Source organism: Mesorhizobium sp. AR10, assembly GCF_024746795.1.
Taxonomy (GTDB): domain Bacteria; phylum Pseudomonadota; class Alphaproteobacteria; order Rhizobiales; family Rhizobiaceae; genus Mesorhizobium.
The window spans coordinates 1,443,479-1,468,662 of the sequence record NZ_CP080524.1; the positions used below are offsets into that span (position 1 = coordinate 1,443,479).

Sequence of the window (25,184 nt, forward strand, 5' to 3'; positions counted from 1 at the left end):
TTGCGGACCAAACTCGGGGTCAGGCGGTCTCGAGCCAGACCGGCAAGTGGTCCGAGCCGACTGCTTGCCGGTCGACCCACAGACGCTTCAGCGATCCGGCGAGCGAGGCTGAGGTAAAGACATAGTCGATGCGTTTGTGGCGGCTGACATCGTCGGGTTGTTTGGGATCGACCCAGGTGACGAGATCGGGTGTGTCGAGGCGCTGGGCGGCGTCGACGGCGAGATCGGCGGTGAGCGGCATGCCGAACTCATGATCCGGGCGGCCGGCGAGTTCGACATATTCGGGCGATCCGGGCAGCATGTTGAAATCGCCCAGGACGATGAAGGCTTCGGGATAGGGCAGGTCCGGCAAACCGATCTCGGGAATGCCTGAGAGACCGCCTCCCTCGAGAGCATAGTTCAACAGGCGCTGGCGCAGAAATCGGATCTGGCTGGTGCGTTCGACCGGGCTGCGATGGTCGAGATGAGTGGAGTAGAAGCGGATGAAACCGAGCGGCGTCTCGATCAGCGCTTCCAGCGCGCCACGCTGGAAGTTCATCGCCTCGAAACTGCGGCTGCGCGGCAAAAGCAGATTGCGCGATAGATGAATGGGAGTTTTCGACAGCACCATGTTGCCGAGCTGGAAGGTTGTCGTGAGAGCCCGGCCGTTCTCGATGCGCGAGCCGACATTGACCTCGAAATTGCTGCCATAGGCGGCGAAATATTCAGGCAGGGCCTCGACGAGCTCGGCCACCATGTCGCGGTTGCCGTTCCTGGGGTTGTTGCGCGTAACCTCCTGCAGCGCGATCACGTCGGCGCCGCGCACGGCGTCAGTGATGCGGCCGACGTCGTATTGCCCGTCGAGGCCGATGCCGTATTGGATGTTGTAGGTTACAACCCTCATTCCGCCATCTCCCCGGCCCGGCAAGGTGTTACAGCGTCCTTTGCGCGTATCTTCTCGACCATGATCTTTTCCGGTTTCCACTTGTCGGCATCATGGCCCGAACGAACACACAGGGCTGCCGCCGCAAAACGGCCTCGCCCTTCGCCCCACCTTGGTTTAGAGCAGTGCCGAAGGTTTAGAGCAATGCCGCAAGGCCAATAGAGAAACTACGAAATCCGATGAAATTTCTCGATCAAGCCAAGGTCTACATCCGCTCCGGCGACGGCGGCGCCGGTTCGGTGTCGTTCCGGCGCGAAAAATTCATCGAGTTCGGCGGGCCCGATGGTGGCGATGGCGGACGTGGCGGCGATGTCTGGCTGGAGGCCGTCAATGGGCTGAACACGCTGATCGACTATCGCTACCAGCAGCATTTCAAGGCCAAGACCGGCATCCACGGCATGGGCCGCAATATGACCGGCGCCAAGGGTGCCGACGTGACGCTGAAAGTGCCGGCGGGAACCCAGGTCTTTGCCGAGGACAATGAGACGCTGATCTGCGACCTGACGGTGGTCGGCCAACGCTTTCTACTGGCCAAAGGCGGCAATGGCGGCTTCGGCAACCAGCATTTCAAGACTTCGACCAACCAGGCGCCGCGCCGCGCCAATCCCGGCCTGCCGGGCGAAGAGCTCAATGTCTGGCTCAGGCTGAAGCTGATCGCCGATGCCGGCCTGGTCGGTTTGCCCAATGCCGGCAAGTCGACCTTTCTGGCGGCGGTCACCGCGGCCAAGCCGAAGATCGCCGACTATCCCTTCACCACGCTGCATCCCGGCCTCGGTGTTGCCCGCATCGATGCGCGCGAATTCGTCATCGCCGACATTCCCGGCCTGATCGAAGGCGCGCATGAAGGCGTCGGTATCGGCGACCGCTTCCTTGGCCATGTCGAGCGCACGCGTGTGCTGCTGCACCTGGTTTCGGCGCAGGAGGAAAATCCGGGCAAGGCCTACAAGACCGTGCGTGCCGAACTCGATGCCTATGGCAACGGGCTGACCGAGAAGGTCGAGATCGTCGCCCTTTCCCAGGTCGACATCCTCGATGCCGATGCGCGCAAGAAGAAGGTCGCCTCGCTGAAGCGCGCCGCCGGCCGTGCGCCGATGCTGCTTTCGGCCGTCACGGGCGAGGGTGTCGAGGCGGTGTTGCGCGCGTTGATGTCGGTGGTGGCCGAAGCGCGCAATGCGACGGCTACTCCCGTCGAGACTCGCTGGGACCGATAGCGATGGTTGCGCAGTCGCTGAAAAAATACCGGCGCATCACCGTTAAGATCGGCTCGGCGCTGCTCGTCGACCGCACGAGCGGCCTGAAGCGCGACTGGTTGGCCTCGCTCGCCGACGATATTGCGGTGCTGGCCGGTGGCGGCGCTGAAATCCTTGTCGTCTCTTCCGGCGCCATCGCGCTTGGCCGCACCATTCTCGGCCTCGGCAAGCGGGCGCTGAAGCTGGAGGAGAGCCAGGCGGCGGCCGCCGTCGGGCAGATCGCTTTGGCCGGCGCCTGGTCGGATGCGCTTGGCAAGGGCGGCCTGAAATCGGGCCAGATCCTGCTGACGCTCGGCGACACCGAAGAGCGCCGACGCTACCTCAATGCGCGGGCGACGATCTCCACCTTGCTCAAGATGAAGGCGGTGCCGGTCATCAACGAGAACGACACGGTGGCGACCTCCGAAATCCGCTATGGCGACAACGATCGGCTGGCCGCGCGGGTGGCGACGATGATGGGTGCCGACCTTTTGGTGCTGCTCTCCGATATCGACGGTCTCTACACCGCGCCGCCGGCGCGCGACCCCGGCGCAAAATTCATTCCGATCGTCGACCGCATTACGCCCGATATCGAAGCGATGGCGGGGGCTGCCGCTTCCGAGCTGTCGCGCGGCGGCATGCGGACAAAGCTCGATGCCGGGAAGATCGCCACCGCTGCCGGCACCGCCATGATCATCACCGCCGGTACGCGTCTGTCGCCGCTGATGGCAATCGAGCGCGGCGAGCGCGCCACCTTCTTCCGGCCGAGCGCCAATCCGGTCAAGGGCTACAAGACGTGGATCGCCGGGCAGCTCGAACCGGCAGGGCGGCTGACCGTCGATGCCGGCGCGATCGGCGCGTTGCTGTCGGGCAAGTCGCTGCTGCCGGCCGGTGTGAAACTGGTCAGCGGCAATTTTTCGCGTGGCGATACGGTGGCGATCCTGTCGCCCGAAGGCCGCGAGATCGCGCGCGGACTGGTTGCCTACGATGCCGCCGATGCCGTAAGGATCGCTGGCCTGAAGACGACCGAGATCGAAACGGTGCTTGGCTACGAAGCGCGTTCGGCGATGATCCACCGCGATGATCTTGTGGTGAGTCATCCTACTGACCAAGTATTGGCTGGTGACCAAGTAACCAGCGGAGGATGAGCCATGCTGAAGCTGCATGAAAAATCCCGGGATGATACCGCTGCGCTGATGGCCGATATCGGCCGCCGCGCGCGTGCCGCCGCCCGACCGCTGGCCGTCGCCACGACCGCCGCCAAGAACGCAGCGCTGATTGCCATGGCGCAGGCGATCATCGCCCGCGAGCAGGACATTCTCGACGCCAATGCCATCGATATCTCGAATGGCCACAAGTCGGGGCTGTCCGCCTCGTTCATGGACCGGCTGAAGCTCAACCCGGCCCGCATCCGCGCCATGGCCGACGGTGTCAGCGAAATCGCCGCATTGCGCGACCCGGTCGGCGACGTGATCGCCGCATGGGACCGGCCGAACGGCCTGCATATCGAGCGCGTGCGCACGCCGCTCGGTGTCGTCGGCGTCATCTATGAGAGCCGGCCGAATGTGACGGCCGATGCCGGCGCACTCTGCCTCAAGGCCGGCAATCCGGTGATCCTGCGCGGTGGCTCGGATTCGCTGAATTCTTCTGCCGCAATCCATGCCTGCCTGGTCGAGGGGCTGAATGTTGCCGGCCTGCCGGAAGATGCCATCCAGCTGGTGCCGACCACCGATCGCGCCGCAGTCGGCGAAATGCTGAAAGGGCTTTCCGGCAATCTCGAGGTCATCATTCCGCGTGGGGGAAAAAGCCTCGTCGAGCGTGTGCAGACCGAGGCACGGGTGCCGGTCTTCGCCCATCTCGAAGGCATCTGCCATCTCTACATCGACCGCTCGGCCAAGCTCGACATGGCGGTGCAAATCGCCGTCAACGCCAAGATGCGGCGCACCGGTGTCTGCGGCGCGGCCGAGACTCTGCTGGTCGACCGTGCCGTCGCGTCTACACATCTGGTGCCGATCCTTGACGCGCTGCGCGCGGCAGGCTGCGAGATCCACGCCGATGCCGAAGTGCTGAAGATGTTTTTCGATGCAAAGCCGGCGACCGACGCCGACTGGTTGACCGAATATCTCGACGCCATCATCGCGGTGAAGCTGGTGGACGGCGTCGCCGGCGCGATCGAGCATATCGAGACGTTTTCCTCGCATCACACCGAGGCGATCGTCGCTGAGGATGCAAATGCAGTCGAACGCTTCTTCAACGAGATCGATTCGGCGATCCTGTTGCACAACGCCTCGACGCAGTTCGCCGATGGCGGCGAATTCGGCATGGGCGCCGAGATCGGCATCGCCACCGGCAAGATGCATGCGCGCGGGCCGGTCGGCGTCGAACAACTGACTTCGTTCAAATACCGCGTGCGCGGGTCCGGGCAGGTGAGGCCTTGAAGCTGTTCGTCGTTCGAGCTTGAGGGCGTTGCGCGCGTCGACCCCCCTCTGTCCTGCCGGACATCTCCCCCTCAAGGGGGGAGATCGGCCGTCACCTGCGATTTCGCCAATCACGGGCTTCGCAGTATTTGTGCCGTCAATGAAATTGCTAATCTCCCCCCTTGAGGGGGAGATGTCCGGCAGGACAGAGGGGGGCGACTAGCACCATGCTGTCATCGTCCCCGCCGGCCATTTCTGCCCACTACCTGAAGATGCCGCATGCTGAAAAAGGCCTGGCCGTCGGTCTGTTCGGCGGCTCGTTCAATCCGCCGCATGCCGGCCATGCGCTGGTCGCCGAAATCGCGCTCAGGCGTCTGGCGCTCGACCAGCTGTGGTGGGTGGTAACGCCGGGCAATCCGCTGAAGAGCACGCGCGAGCTGGCGCCGCTGGCCGAGCGCCTGCAGCTTTCCGAGAGCATTGCCCGCAACCCCAAAATCAAGGTCTCCGCCTTCGAGGCCGCCCACCATGTCCGTTTCACCGCCGATACGCTGGCGCTGGTCAAGGCACGCAACCCCGGCGTCGACTTCGTCTGGATCATGGGCGCCGACAGTCTGCGCGACTTCCACCGCTGGCAGCGTTGGCGCCAGATCGTGATGACGTTTCCGATCGCGGTGATCGACCGTCCGGGGGCGACGCTGTCGTTCCTGTCGTCGGTCGTGGCCAAGACCTTCGACTACGCCCGTATCGACGAGGGCGATGCGCCGCGGCTTGCCCGCATGAAGGCGCCAGCCTGGACCTTCATCCACGGCCCGCGCTCGTCGCTGTCATCAAGTGCCATCCGCAAAGCTGCAAAAGACTGAGCCAAGCCGCCTGGCCATGTCGCATTTGCGGCTGCGCTTGCCCATTTCGTAAGCGATCCTGACCAGGCATGGCGATTTCAAGGAAAGACCAATTCGAAACCGGCGCGGAAGCAGGCAACCAGCCGACGCCGCTGATCGCGATAGCCAGCGTCATCGTGTCGATGGCGCTGATCGCCGTCGGCAACGGGCTGATGTTCGCCTATATTCCGGTCCGGCTCGGCGCCGCCGGATTCGATCCGACCTGGTCCGGGTTGATCATCACCGGGCTTTCGGCCGGCGGCCTTGCCGGCTGCATCCTGACCGGGCCTCTCGTCAGAAGGGTTGGACATGCCCGCGCGTTCATGGTGCTGTCGGCATTGATCGCGCTCTCCAACGCCGTCGTCGGCGCCGGGACGTACCCCATCGTGTGGATTGCGGCCCGCGCGCTCTACGGCTTCTCGATCTGCGGTCTTTTCATCGTGGCGCAAAGCTGGTTGAACGATGCCGTCGCCAACGCCATTCGCGGCAGGGTCATGGCGTTCTTCTACGTCGCCTATGTCGCCGGACTCGGTGTCGGCTATGCGACGCTGGCGCTGATCGACATCACTACGGCGGAGGCACCGCTGGTCGGCATCGCCTTCACGGCGCTGTCGATCCTTCCTGTCGGAATGACAAGACTTGCGCAGCCGCCGGCGCCGCAAGCGGCATCCGTCGCGCTCGGCCGGGCCTGGCGGATTTCGCCGGTGGGCGTCGCCGGCATGCTGGCCGTCGGCGGCCTGTCGATGGCGATTTCGGGTTTCGCGCCGATCCATGCCACGGCCAAGGGTTACAGCCAGGCCGACGTGGCGCTGCTCTTGTCGGCGATGCCGGTCGGCACGCTGATCCTGCAGATTCCGCTCGGCTGGATTTCCGACCGCACCGATCGGCGCTACGTGCTGATCGCCGCTTCCGCGCTTGCGGTTGCGGCAGGCCTGTTGGCCATCGGCTTCGACGGCAGTACGCTGGCGGCGCTGGTGGTGATCTATGTGGTCTGGGACGGCGCCTCGGAATCGATCTACTCGCTGGCCAGCGCGCATGCCGCCGACCGTGCCGGCAAGGACGATATGGTGGCGCTGTCCAGTTCGCTTCTGTTTGCCTGGTCGCTGTCGGGTTTCGTCGTGCCGGGCATCGTCACCGGGCTTTCCGCCATCTACGGGACGCAGGCCTTCATCTATGTGGCAATCGTCATCGCCGCCGCCTTTTGCCTGTTCGTGCTGTGGCGGGTGGCTACCACACTGGCTGTTCCCGCTGCCGAGACCGGCAGCTTTGCGCCGATGACGGCGCAAGCACCGCTGCCGGTGGAACTTGCCTTCGCCCCGGAAGAGCCGCGCCGTGCGGACATTTAGAGCATGATCTTTTCCGAAAACCGGCCCCCACTTTTCGGGATCATGCTTTAGATCGGCACTGGGAATTGGTCGTTTCGGCTATTGTCTTGTGGTGGAAGTCTCCTGCCGCGACGTTTCCGGCGGCGGTGCGGGGACAGATATGCCTTCGGCGTCGAAGGCCTGCTTGGCGCGTTTGGTGAGATCGATCTGCGTGGCGAAGAAATCTGCCGCCGAGGTCCAGTAGCGCAAGGTGATGGCAACGGTGCTGTCGCCGACGGTCGCCACAAAGGCCATCGGCGCCGGCTCCCGTTTGACGCGTCGGTCGGTGGCGACGCCGAGCATCGTCTTTTGCGCGAGATCGATATCGTTCCAGGATCCAATGGTCAGCGTAACGTCGCTGCGGCGAACGCCGTTACGCGAATAGTTGCGGACTGGTTGGTTCCACAAGGTGGAATTGGGTGCGAGGACATAGACGCCGTCGACCGTCCTCAGCCTGGTGGCAAACAAGCCTATTTCCTCGATCGTTCCGGAAATGGCGCCCACCTCGGCATATTCGCCGATGCGAAATGGCCGCAACGCCAGGAGCATGATGCCGGCGGCAATGTTCTGCAGCGTGCCCTGCAGCGCCAGGCCGATGGCGAGGCCGATGGCCCCGATGGCGGCGATGATCGAGGCGGTCTGCACACCGAACTGGCCAAGCACCATGATGACGACGAGAATCAGGATGGTGTAGCGGGCGATCTTCGAGAAGAAGTGGCGGAGCGTAGCGTCGAAGCCATGGATATGGCCGAGGCCGGCGAAAATCGAGCGCTCGGCGAGGCCGGCGATTATATAGCCGCCAACCAGAAGAACGACGGCGCCGATGGCCGAGAAGGAGTAGGAAACAATGAGTGTGCTGAGTTGCGCAAGGGCGGCCTGCACGCTGAGGAGAGTGCTCTGGGGGTCGATCGGCATGTCTGGAAATCCGGTTGGTCGGTGTGCCGATAACCCCTGCAACGTGCCAAGGGTTCCGATTTTTCTTGGGTACGCGGAACCGGAAGATCGGTCCTGCGTTCGCGTCTGTTTGGGCTGACGTCTTGAAACTGCAACGGAACTCTGCCTATCTAAGTGGTGTCACCTGATTTCAGGGGTGATTTGGTTGTTCTTGCTGCGAAAGGAAATACACTGAGAACAGCACTGCGGAAGAAGGCCGACATCGTGCCTTCGCCGGCCGGGATCAGCGTAAACGACGCCGTGTCCCGCGCCATCACGACAGTCCTTGCCAGTCTGGAAGACTCCAAGGCCGAAAACATCGTCTCAATCGACATTCAGCGGAAATCGAGCCTCGGCGACTATATGGTCATCGCGTCGGGCCGATCGCACCGCCATGTCTCGGCTGTCGCCGATCATCTCCTCAAGGCGCTCAAGGATGCCGGCCTCGGCACCGCGCGCGTCGAGGGGCTGGCAGGCGCCGACTGGGTCCTGATCGATTCGGGCGACATCATCGTCCATGTCTTCCGTCCCGAAGTCCGCGACTTCTACAATCTCGAAAAGATGTGGCAGGCGCCGGATCTCGAGGAAGAGACCCTCCACTGAGCAGCCAAGGCTGTTCTTCGAGGCAGGGATGAAGATTACCGTTCATGCCGTGGGCCGGATGAAAGCCGGCCCTGAGAAGCAACTTGCCGACCGCTATTTCGAGCGCTTCGCCAAGAGCGGCCCGGCAGTGGGGCTCGAATTCTCGGGGCTTGTCGAGATTGCGGAAGGCCGCGCCCAGACTGCCAATGAGCGCCGGCGCGAGGAAGGCCAGAAGCTGCAGACACAGCTGCAGCAAGGCACAGCGCTGATCTTGCTCGATGAACGCGGCAAGAATTTTTCCTCCGAGGATTTCGCTGGGCGTATCGGTCTGTTGCGCGACGGCGGCCGCAAGGCGCTGGTCATCGCCATTGGCGGCGCCGACGGCCACGATCAGTCGCTGCGCGATCAGGCCGAATTGATGGTGTCGTTCGGCGCGCTGACCTGGCCGCACCAACTGGTTCGCGTTATGCTGGGAGAGCAGCTCTACAGGGTAGCCACAATTCTTTCGGGGCACCCCTATCATCGTTCGTAAAGTCGCGAACTCTCACCCGCCGCCCGGATTTCCGCCCCAATGCGCAGCGAGAATGCGCCAAGAGGTCGGGGTTTCGAACATGGTTGATTGTTCGTTAACGAAGCCACGCATAGAGTCGGGCTTCAATGTCTGAGGACTGGAAATCAAGAACGGGCTCCTGGCGCGCGCGCTGCGGCATCGCTGCGGCGGCACTGGCGTTGTCGCTCGGCGCTGCCTGGGCAGAGAACACGCTCGACACGGCGCCCGACCCCGACCAGAGCCGGGCCGAATACGAGCAGATCTCGAAAGAGATCACGCTGTCGTCCGAGCGGCTGGCCAAGCTCGCCGCCGACATAGCGACGGTCAAGAAGGACCATGCCTCGATCACCGCGGCGCTGATCCAGTCAGCGATGACCGAGCAGAAGCTTGGCCAGGACATCGAGGACATCGGCGCCAAGCTCGAAGGACTGAAGGACCAGGAACAGAAAATCCGCGCTTCGCTGCTGGCGCGGCGCGACGTTCTGGCCGAAGTACTGGGCGCGCTGCAGCGCATGGGGCTCAACCCGCCGCCGGCGATCCTGGTCAAGCCCGAGGATGCGCTGTCGTCGGTGCGCAGCGCCATCCTGCTCGGCGCCGTGGTGCCGGAACTGCGCCAGCAGACAGACATATTGCTGGCCGACCTCAAGGAGCAGTCGCGGGTGACGGCTTCGATCGAGGCCGAGCGGGCACGGCTGACGGCAGCGGTCGGCGAGCAGACGGCGGAAAAGAAGCGGCTCGGCATGCTGCTTGAAGCCAAGCAGAAGCTCGCAGCGGATACGCAAACGGCGCTGGCCGCAGAGAAGCAGCGAGCGCAAGCGCTGGCGGCCAAGGCTGGCAGCATGAAGGAGCTGATCGCCTCGCTGGAGGCCGACAAGGCCCGCAAGGCGGCGGCCGCGGCAAAGGCGGCCGAGCAAAAGACAGCGGAGGGCGACACGGTCCCGGCCCAGACGGAACTGGCGTCGCTGCCGGTGCCGGAAGGCAACCGCCTTACTGCCGCAGCCCCCTTTTCGGCGCTTCAGGGGCAGATCGCGCTGCCGGTGACCGGCAAGATCAAACGGCGCTTCGGGGCCGATGACGGTAACGGCGCGGTGATGCTTGGCGACATGGTTGCGACACAATCGGGAGCCATCGTCACCGCACCGGCGGATGGAAATGTGCTTTATGCGGGGCCGTTTCGCTCCTATGGTCAACTCTTGATCCTGAACGCAGGGGACGGCTATCATGTCGTTCTGGCGGGGATGAGCAGAATCAGCGTCGCGTCTGGCCAGTCGGTGCTCGCAGGAGAGCCGGTCGGCGCGATGGGAGAGGCCCGGGTAGCAAGCACCTCGGCCTCGAAGAATGGAAATGCCACGCCGGAACTCTATGTCGAGTTCCGCAAGGATGGAAAACCCGTCGATCCGGCCCCATGGTGGGCGGACCGTTTTTCTGGAAGGACGTGAAATGATGCGGAAACTGTCGCTTCTGTTTGCCGGTGCGCTGATGGGCGCATCCGCTATGAGCCTGGTCTATGGCGCGCCGGGCTCGACGGCGAACGCTGCGGGCTCCGAGACCTACAAGCAACTGGCGATCTTCGGCGACATCTTCGAGCGCGTGCGGGCGCAGTATGTGACGCCGCCCGATGACAAGTCGCTGGTCGAGAACGCCATCAACGGCATGCTTGCCTCGCTCGATCCGCATTCCTCCTACATGAATGCCGAGCAGGCGCAGGACATGCGCGTCCAGACCAAGGGTGAGTTCGGCGGCCTCGGCATCGAGGTCACCATGGAGAACGACCTGGTCAAGGTGATCACGCCGATCGACGACACACCAGCCGCCAAGGCGGGCGTGCTTGCCGGCGATTATATTGCCAAGATCGACGGCGAAGAGGTTCGCGGCCTGACCCTCAACGATGCGGTCGAGAAGATGCGCGGCCTGGTCAACACGCCGATCAAGCTCACCATCCTGCGCCAGGGCGCCGACAAGCCGATCGAGCTGACGGTGGTGCGCGATATCATCAAGGTAAAGGCGGTCAAGTTCCGGGTCGAGAACGACATCGGCTACATGAAGATCACCTCCTTCACCGAAAAGACCTATGACGACCTCGAGAACGCCATCGACACCATCAAGAAGCAGGTGCCGAACGACAAGCTCAAGGGCTATGTGCTCGATCTGCGCCTCAATCCAGGTGGTCTGCTCGACCAGGCGGTGAGTGTGTCCGACGCCTTCCTCGACCGTGGCGAGATCGTCTCGACCCGCGGCCGCGATCCGAAGGATGTCACCCGCTTCGACGCCCGGCCCGGCGACGACATCGGCGCCAAGCCGCTGATCGTGCTCGTCAATGGCGGCTCGGCCAGTGCGTCGGAAATCGTTGCCGGCGCGCTGCAGGACCTGCGCCGCGCCACGGTGGTCGGCACGCAGTCCTTCGGCAAGGGCTCGGTGCAGACCATCATCCCGCTCGGCGAGAACGGCGCGCTGCGTCTGACGACGGCGCTCTATTACACGCCGTCCGGCAAGTCGATCCAGGGCAAGGGCATCACGCCCGACATCAAGGTCGACCAGCCTTTGCCGCCGGAATTGCAGGGCAGGGACCTGACCCGCGGCGAATCGGACCTCAAGGGCCATATCAAGGGTGCCGAAGAGGGCGAAACCGGTTCGGGCTCCGCAGCCTATGTGCCGCCGGATCCGAAGGACGACCTGCAACTGATCTATGCCGAGCAGCTGCTGCGCGGCGAGAAGACCGATCCGGCGTTCCCGCCGAATCCGAACAAAACCGTGCTCAACCAGTAAAGGTCGATCGGCCAGGCAGACAGCTCTGGCCGCCTGACCGAAGCGATGCAATGCTGCCGGGACCGCGAGGTTCCGGCAGTTTGATTCGGGGGGAGGCCGCAGCGGTAGCGGTGCTTCTCCTGGGAAGGCGCGAAGGACGCGCCAACTTTTGAATTTGCGCCGTCTGAAAAGTATTTCCACTTTTCGGATCCATGCGCCCGGGGATGCGACTTGGCTGATATCGGCAAGGACATCGAACGCCCGCTCGGACAGGCCGTCCGGCCGCCGCGCGCGGCGCGGCGAGGGATCAGCCCCGGTGCGGTTGCGGCCACGCTTGTCGTGCTGGCGGTAGTCGGCGTCTCCAGCGCGATCGCACTGCGCGAGAAGCCGTTCCGCAAGCCGCAGGAAGTCGCGGTCTCGACACCGAAGGTGACGGCGGCGGCAGAGCCCGCCCCAGCCCCGGTGACCCCGCCCGTGCCCAAAGCGGAGACGCCAGCCAAGACAGACGGGCCGCAGATCATCCATGTGCAAAAGGAAGAGGGCGACGGTCCGCCCAAGGCGGCCATCGTCATTCACGACCCTTCGACGATCGGCCAGAACCTGAAGATCGCGCATCTTCCCGACAAGGCATTGATCGAAGCCAGCGAAACCGGCCCCTTGCCGATCCGTGCCGCCGACGGCAGGCGGCCGTTCGATGTCTACGCGCGGCCGTGGTCCGGGGCACGCGGCGCGCGCGTGGCGATCGTCATCGGCGGGCTCGCCGTGTCGCAGACCGGCACCCAGGCGGCGATTGCCAAGCTGCCGGCCGAGGTGACGCTGGCTTTCGCGCCGCAAGGCAACAGCATTGGGCGCTGGATGCAGGCGGCTCGGCAGAGCGGGCATGAAGTTGTCATGCAGGTGCCGCTCGAACCGTTCGACTATCCCAACGTCAATCCCGGTCGCAACACGCTTACGGTTTCCGCGACGCCGGAGGAGAATTTGAAGAATCTGCGCTGGGCGCTGTCGCGGACGACCAACTATACCGGCGTCATGAACTATATGGGCGCGCGCTTTTCGGCCGACGCGACGGCGATGGGGCCATTCATGGCCGAACTCGGCAAGCGCGGCCTGGCCTATGTCGACGACGGATCTTCGGCGCGCAGCCTGGCGCCCGAGCTGGCGCTGAAGGACGGCGTGCCATTCGCCGGCGGCGACGCCGCTATCGATGCCGTGCAGGATCGTGGCGCCATATTGAAGAAGCTGGACGATCTGGAAGCCACGGCGCGGGCGAAAGGCTATGCCATCGGCATCGGCTCGGCTTTCGACCTGACGGTCGACACCGTGTCGTCCTGGGTGACCGAGGCCAAGAAGCGCGGCATCGAGATCGTGCCGATTTCGGCGGTGGCCATCGACCCGGAAAAAGGCTGAGGGCATGGCGAAGAAGAAACCGGTCGATCCAGAAACGCTGCCTTACCGTCCCTGTGTCGGATTGATGATCCTCAATGGCGACGGCCTGGTTTGGGTCGGTCATCGCATCGCCGAACCGGACAGCGAATTCGCCGGTACGACGCAGCTCTGGCAGATGCCGCAGGGCGGCATCGACAAGGGCGAGGAACCGCTGCAGGCGGCGGAACGGGAACTCTACGAAGAAACCGGCATGCGCTCGGTCTCATTGCTGGCCGAGGCGCCGCAGTGGATCAATTACGACTTGCCGGCTGATCTGGTCGGCGTCGCCTTCAAGGGGCGTTATCGCGGCCAGACGCAGAAATGGTTTGCCTATCGCTTTCAGGGCGATGAGAGCGAGATCCAGATCAATCCGCCGCCGGGCGGTCATACGGCCGAGTTCGATCAATGGGCGTGGCGACCGATGCAGGATCTGCCCGACTTGATCGTGCCGTTCAAGCGCAAGGTCTATGAGGACGTTGTGGCGGTGTTCCGGCATCTGGTGGCGTAGCCGGCGTGGAGGCGCCACTGTTGCGGCACGCATGGTCTGTCCTTACTGATAGATTGATACGCCAGAAGCCAAGGGGCCGGGATGAGCAGCGCATCCGGAAAGTCACAGCGTCAAGCGCATGAGACCAGCTCGCAGCCGATCAGCGAGGCGGCAGCCGGTGCCATCCTGACCATCGATCTCGGTGCGCTCTGTGAGAATTACCGGCGGCTGAAAGTGTTGCTTGGCGGCGTAGCCTGTGCCGGCGTCGTCAAGGCCGACGGCTATGGGCTCGGCGGGGCCGAAGTGGCAGGGGCATTGGCAGCCGAAGGCTGCGACACCTTCTTCGTCGCGCATCTGGCCGAAGGCATCCTGCTGCGCACAGCGCTCGGTTCACGGCCGGCGATCTATGTGCTGAACGGCATTCAGCCGGGTGCCGAAGGCGAGGCAGTGGAGGCGGAGCTGAATGCCGTTATCAACAGCACCGGACAACTGGCAGCCTGGCGCGCCAGGGCCAAACGAGCGGGCCGCAAGCTCAAGGCCGCAATACAGGTCGACAGCGGCATGTCACGGCTCGGTATGCCGCTCGCAGAGGTCGAGGCGATTGCCGCCGATTCGCATGCCTTCGACGGGATCGACGTCGCCCTGGTGATGAGCCATCTCGCTTGCGCCGACGAGCCGGAGCATCCGGCCAATGAGCGGCAGTGGCTGGAGTTCGAACGCTTGCGCAAGATGTTGCCCGAGGCCCGTGTTTCGCTAGCCAATTCCTCCGGCATTTTCCTGGGGCCGGCCTTTCATTTCGACCTCGCCCGCCCGGGTGCCGCGCTCTACGGCATCAACCCGACGCCAAGCGAACCCAACCCGATGCTGCCGGTGGTGCGGCTGCAGGCGAAGGTGATACAGACGCGCAGCCTCCAAGAGGGAGCCGGCGTCGGCTACGGCCACGCGTTTCGCGCCGCCGGCCCGCTGAGAGCAGCGACGATCTCGCTTGGCTATGCCGATGGCTGGCACCGCCGTGCGGCTTCCGCCGCCTGGTTCGAAGGTGTGCGACTGCCTTTTCTTGGGCGTGTGTCGATGGATTCGATCATCCTCGACATTTCGGCGCTGCCTCTTGGCAGGCTTGCGGAAGGCGACCTCGTCGAACTGCTGGGCCCGTCGCAGAGCGTCGACGACGCGGCCGGTCATGCCGGCACGATCGGCTATGAAATCCTGACCAGCCTCGGACCTCGCTTCTACCGGACCTATCTCAACGGATAGGCTTTTTGTTTTTGTTCATGTCGTTATCCCAAAACCGCTGCGCACTTTTGGGCGACATGCATCGGGCACTTGGCGGACGCCGCAAAATCCGGCAGACAGAAAGTGACGATCTCGGCCTCAAGCCCTGACAAGACGTCGTCGTGGAGAATGGTACGATGAAGATTCTGGTGCTGGGCGGCGGTGTGATCGGGGTCACCACAGCCTATTTCCTTGCCGAGGCCGGCCACGAAGTGACAGTGATCGACCGCCAGAAGGGTCCGGCGCTGGAAACCAGCTTCGCCAATGCCGGCGAGGTCTCACCAGGTTACGCCTCACCATGGGCCGGACCCGGCATTCCGCTGAAGGCGATCAAATGGCTGCTGATGAAGCATGGTCCGCTGGTGGTGCGGCCGGCCTTGGATCCGCATTTGTGGGTGTGGCTGGTCAAGATGCTGCGCAACTGCACGGCGGAACGCTACGCGGTGAACAAGGCGCGGATGGTGCCACTGGCCGAATACAGCCGCGACACGCTGAAGGCGCTGCGCGAGACGACCGGCATCGCCTATGACGAGCGGGCCAAGGGAACGCTGCAGCTGTTCCGCACACAAAAGCAGCTCGACGGCACGGCTGGCGATGTCGAGGTGCTGAAGACATATGGCGTTCCCTACGAGGTCCTCGATCCCGAGGGCTGCATCGGGGCGGAGCCGGCGCTGGCGGGCGTGCGTGAAAAGTTCGTCGGCGGCCTGCGGCTGCCGGGCGACGAAACCGGCGACTGCAAGATGTTCACCGACCGTCTGGCCGAGCTGTGCGTGGCGCGCGGCGTTACCTTCGAATACGGCACCTCGATCAGGCGGGTCATCCGGAATCGCAACCGCATTACCAGCATCAGCACCGACAAGGGTTCGAGGGTCGCCGAGGCCTATGTGATGGCGATGGGCAGCTATTCGGCGCGGTTCATGCGCCTGCTGAAACGGCCGATCCCGGTCTATCCGGTCAAGGGTTATTCGATCACCGTGCCGATCAAGGACGCCGCCGCCGCCCCGGAATCCACGATCATGGACGAAACCTACAAGGTGGCGATCACCAGGTTGGGCGATCGCATCCGCGTCGGCGGCACGGCGGAGATTTCAGGCTTCGACCTCAGGCTGCATGAATCGCGGCGCCGCACGCTCGAGCATTCGGTCGGCGATCTGTTTCCGGGCGGCGGCGACATGCGGGCAGCGACCTTCTGGTGCGGGTTGCGGCCAATGACACCAGACGGGCCGCCGCTGATCGGCCGCACCGAGTTCTCCAATCTCTATCTCAACACCGGCCACGGCACGCTCGGCTGGACCATGGCCTGCGGCTCGGCCAAGGTCCTGGCCGACATCATGTCCAGCCGGGTGCCCAACATCAACGTGCGCGACCTCGGACCGGAACGATACGTCAGGTAGGGCTTTAGAAAGCCTCCTTCACCCAGCCCTTGCTGAACAGCAGCCGATAGGCCCAGGGAATCGTCACGTTCGTGGAGACCGGGTTCGAATGGGCGACATAGTCGTCATAGATCGGCTGCATGCGGCGATAGAAGGCGGGGTCGAGCACCATCATGCCGTTCTCTGAGTCGTGGAAGAAGCTGCGGTTGTTGAGGTTGACCGACGAGATCGTCACCAACCTTTCGTCGATCATCATGATCTTGGAATGCAGCACGACATCCGGCGCCTTGAATTCGCGGATGTTGATACGGTCGCCGTATTTCTCGACGAACAGCTTGTTGAGCGCGGTGAGGAACTTGCCGCCGATGTCGCCCTTGAGGTCGATGCGGCCGATAATGTCGACCTTGACGCCGCGGGCCAGCGCCCGGTCGAAGGCCTGGGCGAGCTTCGGCGTCAGGTTGAGATAGGGATTGACGATCTCGATATGGTGTTGGGCGGTGTCGATCAGCTCTATGAAATAGCTCTCCAGTGCATGCCCGTCCGCGTAGGGCACGGAGATGAAATGGCGCGCCGTGCCTTGCGGACGTTGGCCGCCGGCGCGAACCGGAATGGAGAAGGGCCGGGCGATGTTGGTGTCGGCATCGCGCAACCACAGCGTCGAAAGGTGCGCGGCGAGCGTCTCGACCGTGGCCTGGTCTGATATCTCGATGTCGAAGTCGCTCCAGTTCGAATAGTAGTTCAGCGACAGCCCGTCGGTCCCGCCATACTGCTGGAGATTGGGATAGCGCGACAGGTCGACAGGCTTGTGAAACAGGAAGCCGTCATGGATGTTTCGACCGCCGATGATGACACGTGAGCGGGCGGGATCTTCGGCCAGCGTCGCCAGCATCTTGACGTGGTGGGTCTTGTGCAGCTGTGACAGCTGCTCGTCTATCGGTGCGCCACGGTCCGCCCGCCAGCGGTATTCCTGCAGCTCGACATTGGGGAATTCGGCCGCCAGCCGGTGCAGCATGGCGTCGTCCTTTTCGCGCTCCAGCACGTCGGTCACCATGATCCGTACCTTGGTGCCAAGGGCGGCGTGATGGCGGATCAGCCGCTCGATGATGCGGCCGGAAAAGTCTGCCTTGAACTCCAGCGACGACAGACAGATCAGCTTGAGCCTTGGTGCGTGCGAGAAGTCGAGCGGCAGTTCGGGATCGCCCTTGTCGAAGGCGCTGTCGGGCAGCGCCGCGCCCATCAGCGCTTCGACCTTGGCGTTGAAGCCGTCGCGCGACTTGCGCAACAGGCGCGGCTTTCCGAGCGGCAGGGCGCAGGTCTGCGATAGCCAGCGGCTGGCGTAGAAAACACGGTCGAGCGCATCGAGGCCGGCCGGATCGGGGATCGGGCAGCGCTGGTAGCGGCTGTCGAAAGCAGCCAGCGCCGGGTCGGCGACATCTTCGCGAAGGATGGTCAGCGGAGCGCCCGCCGGAGCAAGGCTGGAGCGGATATTGAGGTCGCAGCGGTTCAGGCCGTCGCTTGGAAACAGGCTGACGGTGACGCCTCCCCCGGACAGGCGGAAACGAAATGCCGCGCCCTTGGCGATTGTGCGCGAATGGCCGCCGGCACGGAACCCCAGCGCGCCGTCACAGGCGCCGCCGATGTCGACCGGTTGCTGACCTGCCTGGCGCAGCACGATCTCGACCGAACGCGCCTGCAGGCCGGAAAAGCTGAAGGTCTTGGGCCCAGAAGGCCGGGCGGCGGCGTCGATGTACAGCGTCTGCCGCGACACCCGCCAGCGACCGTCGAAATGGCCTTCGCCCTTTTTGCCACTCGCCGGCGGCACCTGTTCAGTGGCGATCGGTTTCGCCAGGCGTTCCAGTGCCCGATAGGTCGCCTGGAAGTCGCTGTTGGCGATGTCGTGACGGTCATGGCCGAAGGGACCGGTGCCGTTCGCCCGGTCCATGGCGCCAATCTGGTTGTGGGCGAGCAGCGCCAGAAACCGCTTTTCGTAGTCGCTTGGGCTGGCGTCGCCGAAAAATTGCGCGGCCGCGACTTGCGGCCCCGATGCCTTGGCCGACAGCGAGGGCCGCGCGCAATCCTTTTCGCCGGGGAAGAAATCGCAGGAATTGCGGCCGAGCGGACCGGCGCAACCGGCAAGAGCGGCGAGCGCCAGCCCGAACAGGGCCATGCATGCGGCCCGGTTCATCCCGCTGCACCGTTCATTGCCTTCAACTGGCCGGGATCGCGCGGCGGCATGAAACCTTGCGGAAAAACCTTGCAGACGGGAAGTGCGAAAGTGGCGATCAAAAGCTCTGCCTCGCCGCGCATCTTCCTTGGCGTCGCCTTGCTATCGCGGATCGCTTTCGCCGAGGTAACAAGGGCGCCGTCGCAGTCGCAATGGTTGTGACGGGCGATGTAGCAGGCGTCATGGGTTTGGCAAGCGGCGTCGAGGCGGTTGACCGGCCGTGCCGACAGGTCGCCGGTGCGGGTGCCGGGGCCGCAATAATTGCCGAAGACGAAGGGTGACGGGCGGGCCATCGCTGTGCGGATCGGCTTGGGCAATTCTGATTCCGGCACCTTCGTCCATGGGTTGGCGCAGGCCGAGACGAAAACCAGCGGCAGGATGGCAAGAACGGCTCGCATTTTTTCCGCGCCAGCTTTCCGAAAATGTCCCACCGGCGCTCCACCGTCTCAGCGGCAATTCCCGCGCCTGCCGCCACACTCATTGAATTTGTGGCAAGGGAAAGGCGGGATTTGGTGGCAAGGTAAGAGGCGGCAGCCTACACGAACAGCCTACGCTCCCGCTCCACCGCCTCGGTGATGAAGTTGGCAACGATCTGGACGCGGCGCAGCGGCCTGACCGATTCGTGATAGACCAGCCAGTAGGCGCGACGGATGGGCGCGACGATGTCGACGGGCAGCAGCTCCGGCATCGAGCGGGCGACGAAGGTATGCAGGATGCCGATGCCGACGCCCGAACGCACCGCCTCAGCCTGGCCGAGCGCCGAGGAAATGGCGAAGCTGGTGCGCCAGTCGGCGCTGAACTCGGCCGCATAGTCGAGCGACGGGCTGACGATGAGGTCCGGCACGTAGCCGATCAGCGTATGCTGGCCAAGCTCGGCGGCCGTCTGTGGCAAGCCATGCGCCTCGGCATAGGCGCGGGACGCGAACAGGCCGAGCGTGTAGTCAACCAGCTTTCCCGCCACCAGCCTGCCTTCCGTCGGCCGCTCGACAGTGATGGCGATATCGGCTTCGCGTCTCGACAGCGAGAAGGAACGCGGCACCGGCACCAGCTGGATGGTGAGCTCGCGGTGAAGGGCGGTCAGCTCGCCGAGGCGCTTGGCCAGGAAGGCGACGCCGAAGCCATCCGGCGCGCCGATGCGCACGGTGCCGGAGACATCGTCGCCTTCGCCGGCCACGGTCGAGCGCGCGGCAATCATGTCGCCCTCCATGCGCTCGGCAATGTCGAGGAAACGCTCGCCCGCCGGCGTCAGCTCGCTGCCGGTGGTGAGCCGGCGAAACAGTTTTGTCCGCAGCGCATCCTCGAGTGCCGCAATGCGGCGCGAGACGGTGGCGTGGTTGAGCTCAAGCCGCTTGGCCGCGCCAAGGATCTGACCGGCGCGGGCCACGGCAAGGAAGATACGGACGTCATCCCAGTTCATGGGGATGGTCCGAGATTGTTGCATCAGGCGCCGCGTTCCCGCCCACCCCCCTCTGTCCTGCCGGACATCTCCCCCTCAAGGGGGGAGATTGGATGTCATGTCCGCCTTCGCAAATCTTCAACGAAGCAAAGGAGGGGCCGGCGATGAAGCTGCCGATCTCCCCCCTTGAGGGGGAGATGTCTGGCAGGACAGAGGGGGGTGCGACGAAGCTCAACCTTGAGAGTTCCTGTGACGACAAGCGCACCCTACCATTTGCGGTAATTGATGCACAGGCGGCTACCGCTATCTATTTTCTGCACAACGGTTGCGTGTTCGCTCGCGTTGCCATCGATCGTGCAAAGGCGGACAATGCCTCATCACAACAAAGGGAGAGAAATCATGATCGAATACGGTCATTTCATCGGCGGCAAGCATGTCGCCGGCACCAGCGGCCGCAAGCAGGATGTCATGCAGCCGATGGACGGCACGGTGCGCGGCACGGTGGCGCTGGCGTCTCAGGCCGAACTGCGTGCAGCCGTCGCCAACGCCAAGGAAGCACAGCCCAAATGGGCGGCGACCAATCCGCAGCGGCGCGTGCGCGTGCTGATGAAGTTCCTCGAACTGGTTGCCAAGGAATATGACGCGCTGGCCGAGATCCTGGCGCGCGAACACGGCAAGACCATCGCCGACGCCAAGGGTGACATCCAGCGCGGCCTCGAAGTGGTCGAGGTCTGCATCGGTGCGCCGCACATGATGAAGGGCGAATTCACCGATGGCGCCGGCCCCGGCATCGACGTCTATTCGATGCGCCAGGCGCTCGGCGTCGTCGCCGGCATCACGCCGTTCAATTTCCCGGCGATGATCCCACTGTGGAAGATCGCCCCGGCCATCGCCTGCGGCAATGCCTTCATCCTGAAGCCTTCCGAGCGCGATCCGGGCGTGCCGATGCGCATTGCCGAACTGTTCATCGAGGCCGGCCTGCCGGCAGGCATCCTCAATGTCGTCAACGGCGACAAGGACGTGGTCGACGCCATCCTCGACGATCCCGACATCAAGGCCATCGGCTTTGTCGGCTCGACGCCGATCGCGCAGTACATCTATTCGCGCGGCACCGCGTCGGGCAAGCGCGTGCAGTGCTTCGGCGGCGCCAAGAACCACATGATCATCATGCCTGACGCCGACATGGACCAGACCGTCGATGCGCTGATCGGCGCCGGTTACGGCTCGGCCGGCGAACGCTGCATGGCGATCTCGGTCGCCGTCCCGGTTGGCAACGACACCGCCAACCGACTGATGGAAAAGCTGATCCCGCGCGTCGAGGGCCTCAAGGTCGGCCCGTCGACGGACTCTTCCGCCGATTTCGGCCCGCTGGTCACGGCGCAGGCACTGGAGCGGGTCAAGGGTTATGTCGATATCGGCGTCAAGGAAGGCGCCAAGCTGGTCGTCGACGGCCGCGGCTTCTCCATGCAGGGTTATGAAGACGGCTACTATATGGGCGGCTGCCTGTTCGACAATGTGACAGCCGACATGCGCATCTACAAGGAAGAGATCTTTGGGCCGGTGCTCTCGGTGGTGCGCGCGCCGACCTACGAAAACGCCATCAAGCTCGCCAACGACCACGAAATGGGCAATGGCGTCGCCATCTTCACCCGCGACGGCGACGCGGCGCGTGACTTTGCTTCGCGCGTCCAGGTCGGCATGGTCGGCGTCAACGTGCCGATCCCGGTGCCGATCGCCTACTACACGTTCGGCGGCTGGAAGGGTTCTTCCTTCGGCGACCTCAACCAGCACGGACCGGATGCGTTCCGCTTCTACACCAAGACCAAGACGGTGACCTCGCGCTGGCCGTCCGGTGTGAAAGACGGTGCGGAGTTCGTCATCCCAACGATGAACTGACCGGAACGACAACCGATCGAGTTCAAGAAGGCCCGGGCCAAAAGCCCGGGTCTTTTATTTTTGGTGTCTGTGTCGCGGTTCATATCCGCGCGAACGCCAATGTGATGGAACTAGGCAGACAGGGAGCAGCTGGATTGCAATCCCGGCGCGGGGTGCGGCGGATCAATCAACGGTGATGGCGGCGGCTTCGGAGGATACCGTCAGGCGCAAGGAGGTGCCAGATGACACGTCTCATGGCGACTTTGGTTTGTTTGGCAGCTTCAGCGTCTCTCGCTGGTCCGGCAGGTGCTGCCTCGCAGTGCGCTGCACGAACTGACATGGTCAAGGCACTCGGCGAGAGGTTTCACGAACAGGTGACCGCGCTCGGCTTGGTCAATCCCAATGTTGTTCTGGAAGTCTTCGTTTCCGACCAAGGCACCTGGACTATCCTCGCCACTGACACGCGGGGTCAAAGCTGTGTGGTCTCGGCAGGCGAAGGCTGGCAGAGCGAGATAACGACAGCGGCGTTGCCGGGCACCTGAGCGCAGCCGACAAATTCCTGCTCGGCCGCGGGAAATTTTTACAACATGGTCATGCGCCGATCTCCAGCCGGGTGATGCGGTCGTCATGCAGCGTGAAACCGTAGTGCAGCGTTGCCGGACTGCCCGAAAAATTGCCCGAAACGATACCGGCGATCCGCCACGCATCGCCGCTGACAAAAGCGTCGGCAACCTCGACCGTCACCCGGTATTTGCGCGTCGTTGCTTCCATCCAGCTGCGGATGGCGGCCGAGCCGTGATGGGTTTCGCCTTCGTCCCGGACCGTAGCATCCGACGAGAAGGGGACGAGCATCGCGTCGATGTCATGCCTGTTCTTGGCGGCAAAATAGTCCGTCAGCGGCTGAGGGAGTTTTGCGATCATGGTTTCGTTCTCCGGTTCCAGTTCCGGCCGCAGTCGCGAGTTTCCGCGGCACTTGTCCGGTCCCTAAAGTGCGGTATGCTGAAGAAATGACAAGAACCGACGAAAAAGTAAGGTACTTACCTGAGAGTAAGGATGAGGAGCTGACGCCGTTGTCGGCGGCCAGCGGCGTGGAGAACGTGCTGCGCATTCTCGAAGGCCGCTGGAAGCTGGTCATCCTGTTCCACCTGTTCGGCGGCAAGGTGCTGCGCTTTTCCGATCTCGAACGGGCGATCCCGGCGATCTCGCAGAAGATGCTGATCCAGCAGCTGAGACAGATGGAGGCCGACGGCATCGTGCGCCGCATCGTGCATCATCAGGTGCCGCCGAAAGTCGAGTACTGCCTGACCGACTGGGGCCAGGCACTGTGCCCGGCTCTCGACGCCTTGCTGAAATGGGCAGCTCTCAAAGAGCCGGCCAAAGGCTGAGCGCTATCGTCGGGCCGCCGCCTCGGCATGGCCGCGCAGCAGTGCCATCAGGCGCTTGGCGTCCTTGGCCGCGGCCTCCTCGTCGCCGGCAAGGATCGAACGGATCAGCGCGACATGGTGCTCGGCCGATTCGGCAAGACCTGTGTCGGCCTTGTAGCGGAACCAGAAGCGACGGCTGTGGGTCTGCAAGGGCGCCGCCAGTCGCGCGGCATATGGATTGTCGGCAGCCAGCGCCAGCGCCTCGTCGAGTGCCTTGTCGGCCTGGATGAAGGCCAGCACGTTGCCCGCGATCACCGCCTTCTGCATGGCGAGCGCCGCGTCGTGAAACAGGTCGGCGGCCTCGCGGGTGACGAAGCGGGCGGCCGAACGGGCCAGCACCACCTCGACACCACGCCGGGCGTCGAGGACGCGCAGCCAGTCGCCGGAATGGAGCGGAGCAATGGCAATGCCGGCGCGCGGCCGGACATCCAGCAAGCCTTCCCAGGCCAGCCGCTGGATCGCCTCGCGCACCGGCGTGCGGCCGAGCCCGAGCTTCTCGATCAGCGCGCCTTCGGTGACGAAGCTGGCCGGCGCCAGTTCGAGCGTCACGATCATATGCTCGAGCACACGATAGGCTTTCGCCGCCACCGGCTCGGAGCTCTGGCTTTCATCGACCAACGCCAAGGTGCATCTCCTGATATATCCAGGATATATCATAGCGGAATCCGTATTGACAGCGGCTTTTGTGTAAGATATATCACTGATATATCAGATGGAGAGATGACCATGTGGACTGGAGTTTTTCCCGCCGTCACGACCAAATTCACCGAGGACGACCGCCTCGACCATACCGAGATGGAGCGCTGCTTTGCGCTGCAGATGGAGGCCGGCTGCGACGGCATCATCGTCTGCGGCTCGCTCGGCGAAGGGCCGATGCTGTCGCATGACGAGAAGATCGAGGTACTCAAGACGGCACAGAAGGTGGCCGGCAAGAAGCCGGTCCTGCTGACGGTCAACGAAGCCGGCACCCGCGAGGCGGCAAGCATCGCGAGTCGTGCCGCCAAAGAGGGCGCCAACGGGCTGATGGTGGTGCCGAGCCCGATCTACCACACCAATGAGCAAGAGACGGTCGCGGCTTTGCGCGCTGTCGCCGAGGCCGGCGACCTGCCGGTGATGATCTACTCCAACCGGCTGGCCTACCGCGTCGACGTCACCGTCGACCAGATGGAAGAGTTGGCGACGGACAAGCGTTTCGTCGCCATCAAGGAATCCTCCGACGACATCCGCCGTTCGACCGAGATTATCAACCGCTTCGGCGACCGCTATGATTTGTTCACCGGCGTCGACAATCTGGCGTTCGAGGCGCTGTCGGTCGGCGCCATCGGCTGGGTGGCCGGACTGGTCACTGCCTTCCCGCGCGAGACGGTCGCCATCTACCAGTTGATGAAGCAGGGCCGCCGCGAGGAAGCGCTGGCCATCTACCGCTGGTTCCGGCCGCTGCTTGACCTCGACGTGTCGACCTATCTGGTGCAGAACATCAAGCTCGCCGAAGTCTTCGCGATCGACACCAACGACCGCGTGCGCATGCCGCGCCAGCCGCTGTCGGGCGAGCGCCGCAAGGCGGTCGAGAAGATCGTCAGGGATGCACTGGCGGTGCGGCCGAAGCTGCCGACGTTCTAAGGAAGGTCGTATGCCGTCTCGGGTCCATCTCAGGCGCGTCGAAAGCGATGGAGACTGGGCGGCATATCACCGTATTCGCAAGAGCGTTCTTTGGGAGGGTCGGGGCTTGGATGGCTATGACGAACGGCATCCCGACGACCGTCTTGCGGGCAACCATCCACTGCTCCTCATGCGCGATGGCGCGCCGGTAGGGACTGCCAGACTGGACGTTGCCGGTCCGCGTCTCGGCATCGTCAGGCTTGTTGCCATCGAACCAAATCTGCAGCGGCGCGGCCTGGGCCGGATACTTATGCAAGAGGTCGAGAACTATGCCCGCGGGTTTGGCTTGGAGCGGCTTGAAGTCAATGCCGCCAAGGAGGCAGAAGGGTTTTATCAAAGCCTCGGTTGGATGACCGTCCGGTCCGACCGGAACCCGCTGATGACGAAAGCCCTCAACCCCGGAGAAATCCCGTCGTGACGGTGTCAACC

General features: G+C 63.8%; 25 protein-coding genes. 18 read left to right on the plus strand and 7 right to left on the minus strand.

Translation table 11 applies throughout. The features are described 5' to 3' along the window. Positions 1–19: 19 nt before the first annotated feature. Positions 20–883: an endonuclease/exonuclease/phosphatase family protein gene (locus tag LHFGNBLO_RS10480; protein ID WP_258606607.1), complete on the minus strand. Its 864-nt coding sequence runs from the start codon at positions 881–883 to the stop codon at positions 20–22. Between the two features lie 218 nt (positions 884–1,101). Here LHFGNBLO_RS10480 and obgE point away from each other — a divergent pair, with 218 nt between their 5' ends. The 5 genes from obgE (at position 1,102) to LHFGNBLO_RS10505 (ending at position 6,792) form a co-directional block, all read left to right on the plus strand. Continuing rightward, positions 1,102–2,133, plus strand: coding sequence for a GTPase ObgE (gene obgE / locus LHFGNBLO_RS10485; RefSeq protein ID WP_258606608.1), 1,032 nt, complete (start codon positions 1,102–1,104; stop codon positions 2,131–2,133). Between the two features lie 2 nt (positions 2,134–2,135). Next, positions 2,136–3,299, plus strand: a complete 1,164-nt coding sequence (gene proB, locus LHFGNBLO_RS10490; RefSeq protein WP_258606609.1) for a glutamate 5-kinase — start codon at positions 2,136–2,138, stop codon at positions 3,297–3,299. A gap of 3 nt (positions 3,300–3,302) precedes the next feature. After that, positions 3,303–4,589, plus strand: coding sequence for a glutamate-5-semialdehyde dehydrogenase (locus LHFGNBLO_RS10495; RefSeq protein ID WP_258606610.1), 1,287 nt, complete (start codon positions 3,303–3,305; stop codon positions 4,587–4,589). A 251-nt stretch (positions 4,590–4,840) separates the two neighbouring features. Then, positions 4,841–5,428, plus strand: a complete 588-nt coding sequence (locus LHFGNBLO_RS10500; RefSeq protein WP_413774714.1) for a nicotinate-nucleotide adenylyltransferase — start codon at positions 4,841–4,843, stop codon at positions 5,426–5,428. Between the two features lie 68 nt (positions 5,429–5,496). Then, complete coding sequence (locus LHFGNBLO_RS10505; RefSeq protein WP_258606612.1) at positions 5,497–6,792, plus strand: MFS transporter; 1,296 nt, start codon at positions 5,497–5,499, stop codon at positions 6,790–6,792. A gap of 78 nt (positions 6,793–6,870) precedes the next feature. Here the strand turns inward: LHFGNBLO_RS10505 and LHFGNBLO_RS10510 are convergent, their stop codons facing one another. Next, complete coding sequence (locus LHFGNBLO_RS10510; RefSeq protein WP_258606613.1) at positions 6,871–7,725, minus strand: mechanosensitive ion channel family protein; 855 nt, start codon at positions 7,723–7,725, stop codon at positions 6,871–6,873. 243 nt (positions 7,726–7,968) lie between these two features. On the opposite strand from LHFGNBLO_RS10510, the gene rsfS reads away from it, so the two are divergent. The 8 genes from rsfS (at position 7,969) to LHFGNBLO_RS10550 (ending at position 16,198) form a co-directional block, all read left to right on the plus strand. After that, positions 7,969–8,346, plus strand: a complete 378-nt coding sequence (rsfS, locus tag LHFGNBLO_RS10515; RefSeq protein WP_006327558.1) for a ribosome silencing factor — start codon at positions 7,969–7,971, stop codon at positions 8,344–8,346. Positions 8,347–8,374: 28 nt separating this feature from the next. Continuing rightward, complete coding sequence (gene rlmH / locus LHFGNBLO_RS10520) at positions 8,375–8,857, plus strand: 23S rRNA (pseudouridine(1915)-N(3))-methyltransferase RlmH (protein ID WP_258606614.1); 483 nt, start codon at positions 8,375–8,377, stop codon at positions 8,855–8,857. A 125-nt stretch (positions 8,858–8,982) separates the two neighbouring features. After that, entirely contained in the window at positions 8,983–10,314 is a 1,332-nt protein-coding gene (locus tag LHFGNBLO_RS10525) for a murein hydrolase activator EnvC family protein (RefSeq protein WP_258606615.1), read from the plus strand. Between the two features lies 1 nt (position 10,315). Next, positions 10,316–11,641 (plus strand): S41 family peptidase, encoded by a 1,326-nt coding sequence (locus tag LHFGNBLO_RS10530; RefSeq protein ID WP_258606616.1) that lies wholly within the window; start codon positions 10,316–10,318, stop codon positions 11,639–11,641. Between the two features lie 210 nt (positions 11,642–11,851). Continuing rightward, on the plus strand, positions 11,852–13,027 hold the full coding sequence (locus LHFGNBLO_RS10535) for a divergent polysaccharide deacetylase family protein (RefSeq protein ID WP_258606617.1): 1,176 nt from the start codon (positions 11,852–11,854) through the stop codon (positions 13,025–13,027). Between the two features lie 4 nt (positions 13,028–13,031). After that, a complete protein-coding gene (locus LHFGNBLO_RS10540; RefSeq protein WP_258606618.1) occupies positions 13,032–13,553 on the plus strand; it encodes an RNA pyrophosphohydrolase in 522 nt (173 codons plus the stop codon). 81 nt (positions 13,554–13,634) lie between these two features. After that, entirely contained in the window at positions 13,635–14,786 is a 1,152-nt protein-coding gene (gene alr, locus LHFGNBLO_RS10545; RefSeq protein WP_258606619.1) for an alanine racemase, read from the plus strand. Between the two features lie 155 nt (positions 14,787–14,941). Then, positions 14,942–16,198, plus strand: coding sequence for a D-amino acid dehydrogenase (locus LHFGNBLO_RS10550; RefSeq protein WP_258606620.1), 1,257 nt, complete (start codon positions 14,942–14,944; stop codon positions 16,196–16,198). Positions 16,199–16,202: 4 nt separating this feature from the next. Here the strand turns inward: LHFGNBLO_RS10550 and LHFGNBLO_RS10555 are convergent, their stop codons facing one another. The 3 genes from LHFGNBLO_RS10555 to LHFGNBLO_RS10565 form a co-directional block, all read right to left on the minus strand. After that, complete coding sequence (locus LHFGNBLO_RS10555; RefSeq protein WP_258606621.1) at positions 16,203–18,362, minus strand: phospholipase D-like domain-containing protein; 2,160 nt, start codon at positions 18,360–18,362, stop codon at positions 16,203–16,205. Continuing rightward, positions 18,359–18,799: a hypothetical protein gene (locus LHFGNBLO_RS10560; RefSeq protein ID WP_258606622.1), complete on the minus strand. Its 441-nt coding sequence runs from the start codon at positions 18,797–18,799 to the stop codon at positions 18,359–18,361. Before LHFGNBLO_RS10560 ends, LHFGNBLO_RS10555 begins: the two co-directional genes overlap by 4 nt. A gap of 137 nt (positions 18,800–18,936) precedes the next feature. After that, positions 18,937–19,818, minus strand: a complete 882-nt coding sequence (locus tag LHFGNBLO_RS10565) for a LysR family transcriptional regulator (protein ID WP_258606623.1) — start codon at positions 19,816–19,818, stop codon at positions 18,937–18,939. Between the two features lie 378 nt (positions 19,819–20,196). Between LHFGNBLO_RS10565 and LHFGNBLO_RS10570 the strand changes: the two genes are divergently transcribed. Further along, positions 20,197–21,693 (plus strand): CoA-acylating methylmalonate-semialdehyde dehydrogenase, encoded by a 1,497-nt coding sequence (locus LHFGNBLO_RS10570; RefSeq protein WP_258606624.1) that lies wholly within the window; start codon positions 20,197–20,199, stop codon positions 21,691–21,693. A 317-nt stretch (positions 21,694–22,010) separates the two neighbouring features. Continuing rightward, complete coding sequence (locus tag LHFGNBLO_RS10575; RefSeq protein ID WP_258606625.1) at positions 22,011–22,214, plus strand: hypothetical protein; 204 nt, start codon at positions 22,011–22,013, stop codon at positions 22,212–22,214. Between the two features lie 49 nt (positions 22,215–22,263). Here LHFGNBLO_RS10575 and LHFGNBLO_RS10580 read toward each other — a convergent pair whose 3' ends face one another. After that, the gene (locus LHFGNBLO_RS10580) at positions 22,264–22,593 is read right to left on the minus strand and encodes a nuclear transport factor 2 family protein (protein WP_258606626.1); all 330 of its coding nucleotides are present in this window, start codon (positions 22,591–22,593) and stop codon (positions 22,264–22,266) included. An 86-nt stretch (positions 22,594–22,679) separates the two neighbouring features. On the opposite strand from LHFGNBLO_RS10580, the gene LHFGNBLO_RS10585 reads away from it, so the two are divergent. Continuing rightward, positions 22,680–23,057: a winged helix-turn-helix transcriptional regulator gene (locus LHFGNBLO_RS10585; RefSeq protein WP_258606627.1), complete on the plus strand. Its 378-nt coding sequence runs from the start codon at positions 22,680–22,682 to the stop codon at positions 23,055–23,057. Between the two features lie 3 nt (positions 23,058–23,060). Here LHFGNBLO_RS10585 and LHFGNBLO_RS10590 read toward each other — a convergent pair whose 3' ends face one another. Next, entirely contained in the window at positions 23,061–23,753 is a 693-nt protein-coding gene (locus LHFGNBLO_RS10590; RefSeq protein WP_258606628.1) for a GntR family transcriptional regulator, read from the minus strand. A 69-nt stretch (positions 23,754–23,822) separates the two neighbouring features. On the opposite strand from LHFGNBLO_RS10590, the gene LHFGNBLO_RS10595 reads away from it, so the two are divergent. Both LHFGNBLO_RS10595 and LHFGNBLO_RS10600 read left to right on the plus strand, forming a co-directional pair. Further along, complete coding sequence (locus LHFGNBLO_RS10595) at positions 23,823–24,716, plus strand: dihydrodipicolinate synthase family protein (RefSeq protein ID WP_258606629.1); 894 nt, start codon at positions 23,823–23,825, stop codon at positions 24,714–24,716. A 106-nt stretch (positions 24,717–24,822) separates the two neighbouring features. Continuing rightward, positions 24,823–25,173 carry a GNAT family N-acetyltransferase gene (locus LHFGNBLO_RS10600; RefSeq protein ID WP_258606630.1) on the plus strand — a complete coding sequence of 117 codons (351 nt, stop codon included), beginning with the start codon at positions 24,823–24,825 and terminating at the stop codon, positions 25,171–25,173. Positions 25,174–25,184: the final 11 nt, after the last annotated feature.